Source organism: Occallatibacter sp. FHG110214_02, assembly GCF_059115385.1.
In genome coordinates, this window is the sequence record NZ_JBZYWK010000014.1 from 50,345 (window position 1) to 64,216 (window position 13,872).

At 54.2% G+C, this 13,872-nt stretch carries 9 protein-coding genes; 4 read left to right on the top strand and 5 right to left on the bottom strand.

Annotated elements, in window-relative coordinates; translation table 11 throughout:
• Position 1: 1 nt before the first annotated feature.
• Complete coding sequence (locus AC5S3R_RS13485) at positions 2-2,572, bottom strand: glycoside hydrolase family 2 TIM barrel-domain containing protein (protein ID WP_494267577.1); 2,571 nt, start codon at positions 2,570-2,572, stop codon at positions 2-4.
• Between the two features lie 367 nt (positions 2,573-2,939).
• Between AC5S3R_RS13485 and AC5S3R_RS13490 the strand changes: the two genes are divergently transcribed.
• The 4 genes from AC5S3R_RS13490 to AC5S3R_RS13505 all read left to right on the top strand — a co-directional run bounded on the left by AC5S3R_RS13490 (position 2,940) and on the right by AC5S3R_RS13505 (position 7,957).
• Positions 2,940-3,065 carry a LacI family DNA-binding transcriptional regulator gene (locus tag AC5S3R_RS13490; protein ID WP_494267578.1) on the top strand — a complete coding sequence of 42 codons (126 nt, stop codon included), beginning with the start codon at positions 2,940-2,942 and terminating at the stop codon, positions 3,063-3,065.
• A gap of 321 nt (positions 3,066-3,386) precedes the next feature.
• Positions 3,387-3,752, top strand: a complete 366-nt coding sequence (locus tag AC5S3R_RS13495; RefSeq protein WP_494267579.1) for a hypothetical protein — start codon at positions 3,387-3,389, stop codon at positions 3,750-3,752.
• 609 nt (positions 3,753-4,361) lie between these two features.
• Positions 4,362-6,125, top strand: a complete 1,764-nt coding sequence (locus AC5S3R_RS13500) for an alpha/beta hydrolase-fold protein (protein WP_494267580.1) — start codon at positions 4,362-4,364, stop codon at positions 6,123-6,125.
• 191 nt (positions 6,126-6,316) lie between these two features.
• Positions 6,317-7,957, top strand: a complete 1,641-nt coding sequence (locus AC5S3R_RS13505) for an alpha/beta hydrolase-fold protein (RefSeq protein WP_494267581.1) — start codon at positions 6,317-6,319, stop codon at positions 7,955-7,957.
• Positions 7,958-8,084: 127 nt separating this feature from the next.
• On the opposite strand, the gene AC5S3R_RS13510 is transcribed toward AC5S3R_RS13505, so the two are convergent.
• The 4 genes from AC5S3R_RS13510 to AC5S3R_RS13525 all read right to left on the bottom strand — a co-directional run bounded on the left by AC5S3R_RS13510 (position 8,085) and on the right by AC5S3R_RS13525 (position 13,859).
• A complete protein-coding gene (locus AC5S3R_RS13510) occupies positions 8,085-9,341 on the bottom strand; it encodes an MFS transporter (RefSeq protein WP_494267582.1) in 1,257 nt (418 codons plus the stop codon).
• Between the two features lie 128 nt (positions 9,342-9,469).
• Positions 9,470-11,062 carry a hydantoinase B/oxoprolinase family protein gene (locus AC5S3R_RS13515; RefSeq protein ID WP_494267583.1) on the bottom strand — a complete coding sequence of 531 codons (1,593 nt, stop codon included), beginning with the start codon at positions 11,060-11,062 and terminating at the stop codon, positions 9,470-9,472.
• Positions 11,059-13,029 (bottom strand): hydantoinase/oxoprolinase family protein, encoded by a 1,971-nt coding sequence (locus tag AC5S3R_RS13520; protein ID WP_494267584.1) that lies wholly within the window; start codon positions 13,027-13,029, stop codon positions 11,059-11,061. The genes AC5S3R_RS13515 and AC5S3R_RS13520 overlap by 4 nt, the downstream gene beginning before the upstream one ends.
• 113 nt (positions 13,030-13,142) lie before the next feature.
• Complete coding sequence (locus tag AC5S3R_RS13525) at positions 13,143-13,859, bottom strand: GntR family transcriptional regulator (RefSeq protein ID WP_494267585.1); 717 nt, start codon at positions 13,857-13,859, stop codon at positions 13,143-13,145.
• Positions 13,860-13,872 lie beyond the last annotated feature (13 nt).

The window sequence follows — 13,872 nt, forward strand, 5'->3', positions numbered from 1 at the left end:
CTTAAGCAGACTGGACTGCGAGCTCTAGCTGAACGCTAGCTTCTTCAAGCCCCTGTGACTGCGTACGTAAATGTACTGTCCCGCCATCTTTTCCGATAGGACGCACCACAACCAGGCACGAGCCATGAAAAGTATTGCAGTGTGGCTGACGGAAGCTTGCAACATCTTTAGGGCTTGCGCTTCCCACTGCTGCAATTTCAGCATTACCCGTTACTTCAAACGAGACAGGGACCACCGCATCAGGGATAGGCGTGCCCTCCTCATCGACCACCGTTACCATCACATAGCTAAGATCGCCGCGGTCCGCTCTTATCGTAGAGCGGTCAGGCGTCAGCATAAGCTTGCGCGCCGCGCCAACCGTTTTGAAAGTAACCTCTCCAATCGGCTGCCCGGACTGATAAGCCTCGGCTCGCAATTCACCAGGGCTATAAGGAACGGAAAATTCCGCAACAAGCGCATCCTGCTCCACAATTTTCTGAGAAGCCACTTCCTTACCATTCAGGCGAAGCCGCACTTCATCGCCACGCGTGTAAACGCGCACCTTCATGGGGAAATTCTCGAACCCCGGCCATGTCCAACTGCGGAGCTCGTCGCTCCAGCCCCACATGCTGATCTGTTCCGTCCAGCGCTCTGGCACGGGCCTTTGCACAGCCATCTCTATCTTGCTTTTACGCCACACAACATCGCGAAACCACGACTGAGGTTTCTTGTTGCCAATCAGGTCAATGTCGCCGCAATAAGAATTAAACCAGGGATAGGGCATAGAAAAGCTATCTGCCCCATCAGCATTTCTAATGGTGGCGTGGCCTATTCCGGATTCCCCGAGATAATCCATCGCCGTCCAGACAAAATCGCCTATCACGTAGGAATTAGCCTCAACAGCGCGCCAATTCTGGAATGCCTGGTTTGGAAAGGATTCCGTCCCCACCATAATGCGGTCTGAAAATTTCGCGTGGTCTTTTTCATACTCGGACCACTGGTAGTTGTAGCCGCCAACATCCAGATACGTGAAAGCTGGCTGCAGATCCTGCCAGGTTTGTCCCGGATGATCCCACGGATGACAAATCGCAGCAGTAATCTTGCGCGTGGGGTCGAGCTTATGAACGTAGGCCGCTAAATCCTTACCAATTTCAATGCCGCGCGGCTCTGCACGCTCGTTAATTTCGTTGCCGATACTCCACAGGATGATGGAAGGATGATTACGGTCGCGCACAATCATGCTTTCCAAGTCGCGCTGCCACCAGTCGTTGAAATACAGATGATAGTCTTCAGGGTTCTTATTGCCGGACTCCCAGCAATCAAACGCCTCATCAATCACAAGCATCCCAAGCCTGTCGCACGCATCCAGAAAATCGCGCGACGGCGGGTTATGGCTTGTGCGAATTGCGTTGTAATTGTTTGCCTTTAGAATTTCGATACGGCGCTCTTCGGCCCGCGGAATAGACACTGCCCCCAACAGGCCGTTGTCGTGATGCACACACCCACCGCGCAGCTTAATGCTTTCTCCGTTAATGCGCAGGCCGCTGGTTGCATCTATTTCAACCTTCCGCACGCCTATGTTTACGGATGCGGCGTCCACGACCTTGCCACCGGCTTCGACCAGAGCTTCGGCACGGTACAAATGAGGATCTGCTGGCGACCAAAGCTTGGGGTTCTTCAACTCCAGTATGCAAACAGCGACGGCAGGCTCGCTTGTAGTAACAAACACAGACGATTGCGACTCTGCGACTGCAACTCCCGTAACATCTACAAGCCGCACTCTAACATTGATGCGCTTATTCGTTGGACTGCCGTTCTTCACCGTAACTTCGGTATGGACTTGTGCCAGCCTCTTCGATACCTGCGGATAGGTCACATAGACACCGTGTGCGGGAATGCGTATTTCCCCAGCGACACTCAGCCATACTTTTCGAAAGATTCCGGAGCCGGAGTACCAGCGGCTGTTGCGGCCAGTATTTTTTACTCGTACCGCAACAACGTTGTTTTTATCTTTTAAAAGCGCGGTCACATCATGGGCAAATTCGGTATAGCCATAAGGATGGTTCCCAAGGTGTACGCCATTCACCCAGATATCGGAGTTCATGTAGACACCTTCGAAACGCAGTTCCACCTTTCCCCCCGTGGGAATTTGCGGCTTTTCAAATGTCTTGCGATACCAGCCGGTTCCTCCCACAGTCCATCCTGTGGCTCCCTGCCCTTCACTCGCATACATGTCAAACGGCCCTACACGAACCGGGGCAGTACCTTCCGTCCACACAGCGCCTTTACCGCTATCCAGCTGCGCAGGAATATCCTCAATGCTCCAATCATGCGGAACGTCGAGTGTTCGCCACTTCCCATCCTCAAAACTGGCCGCCTCCGCGCCAGCTGCATCCCCCCGATAAAATCGCCAACCGTCATTAAAAGGTTGCACACGGCTGGCATTCTGCGCATAGTCTATCGGCCAGGATGGATTCAAACCGTCCTTAGGCTCGCTCGCCATTCCGGTCCCGGACAAAATCGCCGCTGCTGCCGCGCCAGTTATACCCTGCAACGCCTCTCTTCGCGTCAACTCTAACTTGCTTGCTCTCACGTTCTTTCTCCACACTGCGTAACGGAATGCCCCGGCGGATGGCACACGATTGCCTGTGATCCCCCCGATCAGGCCACTTTGAGCCATCCTCATTCGACTGCATCATGGACGAGCCAAAGTAATACTACGTCTGGCCTGATTTGTCTATTTGAATTCCACTAAAGCCATCTTTTGCCTGACTTTCCAAGTAATTTAGACGCTGCCGTGGGTGTATTGATGCAAGTATCCTCGGCTCGTGGTTCTATACTGGCGCTAACTAGAGTCGTGCTCTCCGCCAGCTTCGAGCAGCCTCTCCCTGCGACAAAGCCACGAAATCACGCCAGGAACGCACTCCTTTAAATATGCGGACCGTCCGCAACGCGCCGGTGTGTCCAGCGCCACAGTGTCCCGTGTGTTGAACAGCTCCGGGCCGGTGAAAGAAGAAACTGCCCGCCATGTGCGCCGAGTCTTGGAAGAACTCAAATTTATTCACAACCCAAGCGCACAACGCTGAAATATGGCCGCAGCAACACGTATGGTGTGATTATCCCTGACATGACCAATCCATTCTTCCCGGAGTTTCTACTCAGCCTGGAAGATATTTTCGTGGAAAATGACTTTGAACTGCTGATCGCCACAACCCAGTCGAGCGAAGCAAAATTCGTAAGCTCCGTGCGCAGAATGTTGATGCGGCGAGTAGACGACGTATTGATTATGGCATCTGAGCTGGAGACTCGTGTAATTGAACCGCTGTTCGATGATCTGATTCCGATTGTGACCATTGACCGCCGGCATGTGCAGGAAGGCACAGGAGATGTAGGAATCGACTTTGAAGATGCCTACCTGCAAGCAGTTAAGCAAGCTTGGGCACAAACAAATCGGCTTTATTGGCGGTGCACAAAAGATTCGGACATCACGAGTACGGCAGCGCGCACTCCAGTGGCTTCTGACCATGGCTGTGGCGCTTGCTGGCCTCGCTCTGCTTATTGGCCTTCTTACGCCGCTTGCAGGTGCAGGCCTCACGATCGGCGGCCTCGTAAGTTGCATCAACCAGTTGCGCGCAGAGGAGTCTGTCAATTCTGTTGATTTTTCTGCCAGCCTTCACCTCACAATAATTTCCCTTGCCCTTGTCCTGCTTAGCCCCGGTGCCTTCTCGCTCGATGCGCGCCTCTTTGGTCGCCGCGAGATTATCATCCGCTAGACTTCGCAGTAGTCTTTCAACATCCGCGACGAATCCTCGAGTCAAGTGCGCCACCAAGCAAACAGCCACAAGCAACGATCGGGAGGTGCAGTGGCGTTTGGCTCGCCGATGTCCAATTCAGCCAATGCCGCGGACGGCAATTTCCCGCCAATTTCGGGAAGTTCTACCATCAGGCCATACATAAAAATCTATTGTTCTTGACGAAGACATGTCTGCTCGTTATGCAGGATATGCAGGATCTGTCAACGATTTACAAATAATCGATTCGCGACTCCAGACGGCACATCGCAGGGCGTCAATGGCTTTCATGTACTTAAGCATGGAAGAGGAAATTCGTTGCCCGCCAGGGCAATCCGAGCGCGACGACCGTCTCGCAATGCGGAAAATTACATACATTTTGTATACAAATTGTCGGAATTAACCCTTGATCTTGATCATATTTCGTGAAATTATCGCCAACATCCTTGACACGCAGAGAGACGGCCTTGTCTTGAAATTTGCGCCTTGTGACTCGTGTCACAGAAAGAGCAATACAGGAAGGGAGAAGTCGTCATGAGGCTGTGGTCCTGTTGTAAAGACGGGAAAGCTCGGAATGTATCGCTTCTTGCCATGGCGGTAATTGCCATGTACGCAACGGGTTGCAAGACTACCTCCCCGGTCGTGAGCTTTCGCGTCACCATGCCGAAATCCGTCCATAGCTCCCCGGCTGACGGTCGGCTACTGCTGATTCTTTCTAAAGATGGCTCCCGCGAGCCGCGCATGCAGGTCAGCAACAACGCGCTTACTACCCAGCAAATCTTCGGAAGAAATGTGGATGGATTGCGGCCAGACGGCACCGCTGTTCTGGATGCGGACGCTATCGGTTATCCACTCGACAGCCTGAAGCAAATCCCAGCCGGAGCCTATTATGTTCAAGCCGTATTCAATGTTTACGAGACCTTTCACCGCGCCGACGGAAAAGTGCTCAAGCTGCCAATGGATCACTGGGAGGGGCAGAACTGGAGCACCAAATCTGGCAATCTCTATAGCTCACCACGCCAGATATGGATTGACCCCAAGGCCGGCGGCAAGATAGACATCTCCCTCGACAAGGTGATTCCTGAGAAGCCGTATCCAAAGGACACCAAGTACGTCAAATACATTCGCATCCAGAGCAAACTGCTCTCCGCCTTCTGGGGTCGCCCCATGTGGCTGGGCGCTTTTGTAATCCTTCCCGAAGGCTACGATGCCCACCCGGATGCCCACTACCCGTTGATCGTCAATCCAGCGCATTTCCCCACGAAGATCACTGCCTTCTCCGATATACCTCCTGACCCCACACTCCAGGATGGCGACAACGCACCCGGCCCAGAAGAAGGAGGCCTGGGACCGTTTGCGGCAACCTCAGCCAAGTATGCCTACGAGTTCTATCAATATTGGAAGAGCAGTAAGGCACCCCGCATGCTGTTCATGGCCATCCAGCACCCCACGCCTTACTATGACGACTCCTACGGCGTGAACTCTCCAAATGACGGCCCTTACGGCGACGCCATTACCCAGGAACTTATTCCCGAGGTCGAAAAGCGTTTCCGCGGCATTGCTCAGCCATGGGCTCGCGCGCTCACGGGCTGCTCGACCGGAGGCTGGGAAGCTCTGGGCATGCAGGTAATGTATCCAGACTTCTACAACGGAACATGGGCAGGTGCTCCCAGCCCCATCGACTTCCATTCGTGGCGGTTGGTAAACATCTATGCCAACAAAAATGCCTACTATGACGAAGGCCCTTGGGGACATGTGCCGATTCCGGGCATTGGAAACCCTGGCCCCGGCAGCCTGACGCAGAAGCTTCCTTCTGCCCGCATGGAAGACAACCAGGTTGCGACCACCATGGAGCAGGACAACCGCATTGAGTTGGTAGTCGGTGACCATGGCCGCGGAGCCGGACTATGGGACGGGATGCAGGCCGTCTTCGGGCCAGTTGGGCAGGATGGCTATCCCGCCATGATCTGGGATAAGAAAACCGGCGCAATCAATCCCGAGGTGGCGAAGTATTGGCAGGATCACTCCGATCTGGGACACATTCTGGAGCGCGACTGGCCCACGCTGGGCCCCAAGCTGGTGGGGAAAATCCACCTGACGGTGGGCACAAGCGACCAGTGGTATCTCGCCAATGCCGTTCGCCGCGTAGACAAGATTCTGCAAGCTACCAGGAATCCTAACTACGGCGGCAGTGTTGAGTACGGAGACCGGTTCGTGCATTGCTGGGTTGGCGCGCCTGACGAACCCGAAGCAATGTCTACGCGCACGGTATACGAACGGCAGATGCCGGCGATGGCGGACCGCATGCTGAAGACAGCGCCCTCCGGTTCCGACGTGAAGAGCTGGAGGTACTAACTCCCATGCGTCCAGAAGCGGCGGAAGTAAGCAGTGCAGGTAGCAAAAGCGTGGAGAGGAGATTGGCGACCATGAGGTCCGAGTCGAGCTGGGGAAAACGTAAGTGTCGTTATGCACTGCTGTCACTTTGCGCGTTGCCGCTGTTAGTGGCCGGTTGCCATCAACATTCCACTGCACGCTTTCGTATCACAATGCCGAAATCGTTGCGGTCAACAGCAGTCGATGGGCGCATGCTGCTTGTCATCTCCAAAGACGGGGGCAAAGCGCCGCGCATGCAGGTGAGCGACGATGTGCTCACTACGCAACAGTTGTTCGGTGTAACCGTGGATGGCCTGCAACCGGATGCTTCCGTTGTTGTGAATGCGAATGCCCTCGGCTATCCCCTCGACAGCCTGAACGACATACCGGAAGGCGACTATTACGTTCAAGCAGTGCTCAATATGTATGAGACCGTTCATCGCGCCGACGGCAGGGTGCTCAAGCTGCCCATAGACCACTGGGAAGGACAGCAGTGGAACATCAAGCCGGGAAACCTGTATAGCACGGCGCGCAAAATCCACGTAACTCCGGGAAAGACTATCGATATCTCCCTCGACAAGATTATCCCTGAGCTGCCTTATCCCAAAGACACGCCGAATCTGAAATACGTTCGTATCCAGAGCAAGTTGCTTAGCGCCTTTTGGGGCCGTCCTGTAGGGCTGGGCGCGTTTGTACTGCTCCCACCGGGATGGGATACGCACCCCAACGCGCACTATCCGCTGGTCATCACTCCAGCTCACTTCCCTACCACTCTTGCCGGCTATCGCGAAACCCCGCCAACTCCCGATATGAAGGGCGTGCCGCGGGCTATGGCCGACATGGCCTACAAGTTCTATCAGGACTGGACCAGCGGCAAGGTTCCGCACATGCTGATTATGACGATTCAGCATGCAACGCCTTACTATGACGACTCCTATGGCGTAAACTCTCCGAATAACGGCCCATACGGAGATGCGATTACGCAGGAACTGATTCCCGAGATTGAAAAGCGATTTCGCGGCATAGGGCAGCCGTGGTCACGCATGCTGAACGGATGCAGCACTGGCGGGTGGGAAGCGCTCGGCATGCAAATCAAGTATCCGGACTTCTATAACGGGGAATGGACCGGCGCTCCGAGCCCTATCGATTTCCGCGCGTGGCGTCTGGTCAACATCTACTCCAATAAGAATGCCTACTTCTACAACGCACCTTGGGCGCTCGTCCCCATTCCCGCCATTGGCAATCGCGGACCGGCCACAGTGGCGCCCGCCGATCGAATGGACGACGACCGCGTAGCAACAACAATGGAGCAGGATGATCGCATTGAACTCGTGGTGGGCGATCATGGCCGCGGCGAGGGGCTATGGGATGGCATGCAGGCCGTCTTCGGGCCGGTAGGTGCGGACGGTTACCCAGGCATGATCTGGGATAAGAAAACCGGCGTGATTAATCCAGAAGTGGCAAAGTACTGGCAGGAACATTCCGACTTGGATTACATCATGCGCCGCGACTGGTCAACGCTAGGGCCAAAGTTGGTAGGCAAGATACACCTTGCGGTAGGCACCCAAGATCAGTTTTATCTGGCAAACGCGGTGCGCTATACCGCAGCCTTCCTCGAAAGCACAAAGGACCCATATTACGATGGCACCGTCGAATACGGAACGCGGCAAATTCACTGCTACTGGGGTGGCGATCCTGCCTTGCCGGGAACGACACTTCGCGGGCAGGTCTATCAACGGCAAATGCCGCTGATGCAACAGCGCATGCTGAAGACCGCGCCCCCGGGAGCCGACACCACCAGTTGGCGATATTAACAATCGGCAGCCAACCCGAAAGCAATTAGATCGAGGTTCAGCAATACACTTCCGCACAGGCTGAACCTCGACGCCTGCTCTTATAGAAAGAGAAAGATATATCCGCTTGGGAATTACACTCTGAGAGCTATTCGTGGATCAGCGCTTTGCCCCGTGTTTCAGGCAGAAGAAAGACACTGAGCGCCATCAGCACATAAGCAGACGCCGAAAAGAGTGCAATCGCCGGCCCCAGGCTCATGCTCGCACTGAAGTGACCAACCAGCGCTGGGAAAAGCGCTCCTACGCCTCGTCCGAGGTTATAAGCAAACCCTTGGCCTGAGCCACGAAGCGATGTCGGAAACAACTCCGTGAAGAAAGCCCCCATAGGGCTGAACGAACCTGACGGGAAGAATCCCAACGGAAATCCAAGAAGCATGATGACCCAGTTATCCGTCGCGACAACCATATATAAGACAATCGTGACGAAAGAAAGCGCAGCAAAGATCACGAGAGTCCATCTGCGGCCCAGCGCATCTGCCAAATGCGCACTGGTCATATAGCCAAAGAACGAACCAGCGATCACAATCATCAGATAACCGCCAGTGTGCGTCACGGAAAGCCCACGCGAATTCAGGTAGAGAGGCAGGAAAGTATTCACCGCATAGTAGCCGCCCTGTGCACCCAGTGCGACCAGGGAAGCAAGTAACGTCGTACGCAGAATGCCAGCGCCAAATATCTTAAGAAAACCCGCTGCCGGCTGTTGCGATGATTCACGATGCTGCATAAACAGCGGCGGCTCTGCAATGTGCTTCCGCACCCATACCGCAATAATCGCCGGCAGCAAGCCTATCCAGAACATCGCTCTCCATGCAATTGCAGGAGGAAAAACAACGAAGAAAATCGTATAGAACAGGGCCGCCATTCCCCAGCCTATCGACCATCCCCCTTGTACTACCCCCACGGCACGGCCACGGTACTCGGCTCGTACAACTTCCCCAATGAGCACAGAACCTACAGCCCACTCCCCGCCAAAGCCGAGCCCCTGGAGTCCTCGAACAATTAGCAACTGCGTAAAACTGTTCGTGAATCCACTCAGAAACGTAAAGAAGGCAAACCAGAGAATCGTAATCTGGAGCACGCGCACGCGGCCATAGCGATCAGCAGCAAGTCCGGCAAGCCAACCACCCACAGAAGAAAGAAGCAGCGCAGAAGTGCTCAGCACGCCAGCCTGCTCCTTATTGATGTGCCAGAGCAGAACCAGGCTGGGAAGCACAAAGCTGTAGATGGTCACGTCCATGCCATCCAGCATCCAACCTGCAAAAGTCCCAATGAGCGTGGACCGCTCATCGGCGCGCAGACGTGTAATCCATACGCCGGACGCTTGGTTGTTGGTGATAGAACTCATCCGCTCTCCAATCCAACTGCGACGCTTTAACCTCGCTCATCTTCAAAGGAGGCTTCTTCTCTACATGGTTGTCGAGAGGCTACAATCAATCCTCAGCCACAATCAGACGCTTTGGCTCGCTGCTGCTGCTACTCGTTACTTCCCCAGCCACCGCCACCCGGCGTTTCTATCCTGATAACTTCATTCTTTTTCAGATACAGTGTGCATTTGCCCGGCAGTTCAGTCTGGGTTCCGTCAACGGCAATAAGAGCAGCCTTCCCTGAGGCTCCTCCATCTCCACCGGCCAACCCATACGGTTGCAGCTTTCTGCGGTCGCACAGGAGAGTCACTTGAGCAGGCGTAAGCAACTCAATCTCACGAACAAGACCATCCCCACCCTTGTATTTACCCGCGCCGCCAGACCCACGGCGATAGCCGTAAGACCGCACGCGGAATGGATAGGCATATTCAAGCGCTTCAATAGGAGTGTTCAAGGAATTTGTCATATGGCAATGAATGCCATCAATACCGGGCATGCCGGGACGTGCACCCATGCCTCCGGCAGTCGTCTCGTAATACGTGAACGGAACGTGAGTGCGATGATCCACGCCACCAATCGTGAGGTTGCTCATAGTGCCATAACTAGCTGCCGGAACACGGTCAGGAGCGGCTTTAGCCAGCGCACGCAGGAGAGTGTCGGTAATTCTCTGGCTCGCCTCAACATTGCCACCAGCCACTGGCGCGGGCAGAGTCGCGTTCACAATCGTCCCAATAGGCAACGAAAGGTTCACCGCATTCATGATGCCCGCTGTCGCCGGCGCATCATCACTCAACAGGCAACGCAGCATATAGAAACAAGCCGAATACGTAATGGGATAGACCGCATTCACACTGCCGCGCACCTGCGGAGACGAACCACTGAAATCAATCTCCACGGAACCCGTATCGGGATGAAACTGAAGCGAAACAGCAATCCGTATCAGTTCATCCGTTACTCCATCTCCGTCAAGAAAATCTTCCGCCTCAAAGGTTCCGGCAGGCATTTTGCGAAGCTCTGCTCGAATCAGTCGCTCGGAATAGGCAATCAGCTCGTCCGTCAAAGCATTGACCTTAGCTAAGCCATACTTCTCGACAATCTCCTGAATGCGCCGCGCACCTACACGGCATGCGCCAATCTGAGCAGCCAGGTCTCCTTTGCGTTCTTCCGGAGTTCTGACATTGGCCAGAAGGAGAGACAGAACTCCCTCTTGTATCTGGCCTTCTCGAATCAGAAGGATCGGAGGAATACGGATTCCTTCCTGATAAATCTCCTGTGCCGGTCCCATCGATCCCGCATACATTCCACCTACATCAGCGTGATGTGCTCGCGAAGCAGCGTAGAAAGCGGGCTTGGGATCATCTCCCATGAAGATAGGCAGTACCAGCGTGATGTCAGGAAGATGCGTTCCACCTGCATACGGATCATTCAGGATCGCAATATCGCCTTCCTTCATCTGAAGGTTATCCACCACTGCCTTAACAGACATCGGCATAGCGCCCAGGTGAACTGGCATGTGATCGCCCATCGCGATAACACGCTGCGCGCTATCAAACAGTGCACAGGAGTAGTCCCGTCGCTCTTTGATGTTAGGCGAGATGGACGTCCGTCGCAATGCTGCACCCATCTCTTCTGCAATCGAGTGAATGCTGTTCTGAAAGATTGCCAGTTCTATCGGGTCACGAATCTCGTCAACCAAACTCATCCGTGCACCTCGATAACAAGATTGCGAAACTCATCCACTCTCAGTACATCGCCAGGAGGCAGGATAGTTGCAGAACTATACTCAGAAACGATTGCCGGGCCAGCAAACGTATCCCCGGGTTTCAGCAATTCGCGATCATAAACGCGTGTTTGTTGGAACTCGCCATTGAAATAAACCTCGCGCATACCAATCAATGCGTGCTCTCCATTGCTTTTCTGCAGATTCTCTTTAGCAGGTTCAAAGGTTTCGGCTGACGCTGTCATTCGCACTCGCACGTTCACCACTTCAATCGAACGGTCCGTGCTGGAAAACCCATAGCGTCGCTGATGCAACTTGTGAAGGCTTTCAGCCATATCAGGACCATATGGAACATTCAGCTCATACCCCTGCCCCTCATAACGAAGATCGACAGTACGCATGGATACGCCCTTCAGCCCTTCCTCACGAAAATCCTCTTCGCCCTGCGCTTCAACCTCAAGAAAGATGCTTTCCAGCGGTGACGCAACAGGCAGCATGACCGTACGTGAATACTCACGCATCGTATCTGCCAAAAGAATGCCCACTGCAGAGAGCGCTCCAGGCAGGCTCGGCACCAGAACACGCGGAACTTTCAGAGCACGGGCAAGCGAACAAGCGTGAACAGGTCCGCCTCCGCCGAAAGCAACCAGCGTAAAATCGCGAGGATCATACCCCTTCTCAACCGAGACAACTCGGATTGCCTTAGCCATGGAAGTTTCAATAACCTGCAGAATGCCTGCCGCAAACTCTTCCACGCTGGCAATCTTGCCCTTGGATCTCTCCATCCAATGCCGCATACGAGCTTCGTCAAGCTTCATGCTTCCACCCAGGAAGCGATCCGTATCCAGCCTGCCCAGTGCGAGATTCGCGTCTGTCACTGTCGGCAGTTCTCCGCGCCCAAAACAAATCGGGCCCGGCGTAGAGCCTGCGGATTCCGGCCCAACTCGCAGCATTCCACCAGCATCGAAACGCGCAATCGATCCACCGCCCGCGCCTGCGGTATGAATATCAAGCATCGGAACGCCTATCGGCACTCCGGAAACCACAGACTCATTGCTGGTGTGCAGCCCTCCCGCTTCACCATCAATCAAGCACACATCCGTCGAAGTACCGCCCATATCAAAACCGATAATGCGGTGGAATCCTGCCATAGCTGCAAGCTTCTGCGCGCCGATTACTCCTCCGGCGGGCCCTGAAAGGACCGTGCGGACAGGTTCGGCTGCTGCAAGACGAGACGAGATAATACCGCCCGACGATTGCATAACTTCCAGGCGCGATCCTGCATATCTCTCTTTGACGCGATCTGCCAATGACGTCAAATAGCCGCCAACCTTGGGCGCAAGATAGGCGTTCGCTACAACAGTAGAAGCGCGTTCATACTCTCGGAACTCAGGAAGAATCCGGTGCGATATGGAGAGCGGCAACCCCAGCTTCTCAAGAGAAGCTGCAATGCGGCGTTCATTTGCAGGATTCGCAAAAGAAAACAGGCAAGAAAGCGCAATTGCTTCCACATTCGCATGCTGCACTGCCGCACAGAGTTCGTCGATCTCTTTCTCATCCAGCTCTGCGACAATCTCCCCTTCTGAAGTAACCCTCTCCGTGATGCCAAACCGCAGCTCCGGATCGACGAGGCACTCCGGCGCAGGCTGGAACCAGTCATACAACTTAGGGCGAGCCTGACGGCCTATAGAGATCGTGTCTTCAAAACCCTTTGTCGTCACAAATGCTATGCGAGCGCCCTTGCGCTCCAGCATTGCATTTGTACCTACCGTAGTGCCGTGGCGCACCAAAAGCTCTCCAGGAGAAGCAATTTGCTGCAGCCCGTTCAACACAGCCTCTCCCGGATCCGAGGGAGTCGAAAATACCTTTAGGACGACTAGCTTTCCATCTTGGAGATACACGCAATCTGTAAATGTACCACCGGTATCTATAGCAATCCCCATTGCCATGGGACACTCCTCCACATCTGCGTGTTCCGCTGAACAAAATCTCGCCTTAGACGAATTCCCAATTCGCCCATAACTAAACCATTCCCCGAGCTACATATTGACTACACGTTTCGTCATCTTGGTGGTGTGCCCGTATAGACACCGATTTCCGGATTGACTGTCCGCAGATCGATGTTCATACTCCTGCGTCTTGTATTCAGGAGATGCTCGCTGGCGCGTGTTCTTGCAAGCTCCGCATTGCCGGCCTTGATGGCGCGCACCAGGTCACGATGTTCCTTCACGAGTTCAGGGCCATAGGCATCCATCACAATCACCAGGTAGTAATAGCGCATCAAGCGCGTCTGAACATTCTGCACTACATCCAACAACGCCTGGTTGCGGCTTGCCGCCGCAATTGCAATGTGAAAGTTCCGGTTCCATTCCAAAAATGTGAAGTAGCTATTCTTCTGCCCCACCTTGTATTCATACGATCCCCATGATTCAATTTCCTTGATCTGCGCCTGGCTGGCACGCTCTGCCGCCATCGCTGCAATCGTAGGCTCCACCACTGTCTGCAGCTCGTCAAGATTGCGGTACTCCTCAATCGTGAGAGCAGGAATTGTGTAGCCGCGAAACGGAATCATTTGCATCAGCGACTCTTCGCACAGTTTGCGACAGGCCTCGCGCACCGGTGTACGGCTTGCGTCATACCTGGAACACATTTCCTGCTCTGACAGAGAAAGCCCCGGTTGCAGAGCGCAGGTAACGATATCTTGTTTCAGTTCCCGATAAATCCTTGCTGATTCGGTCATAAGGGCACCTTGTATATCAAGAGTATACAAAGTACCCATCTTCCCTCCGCAC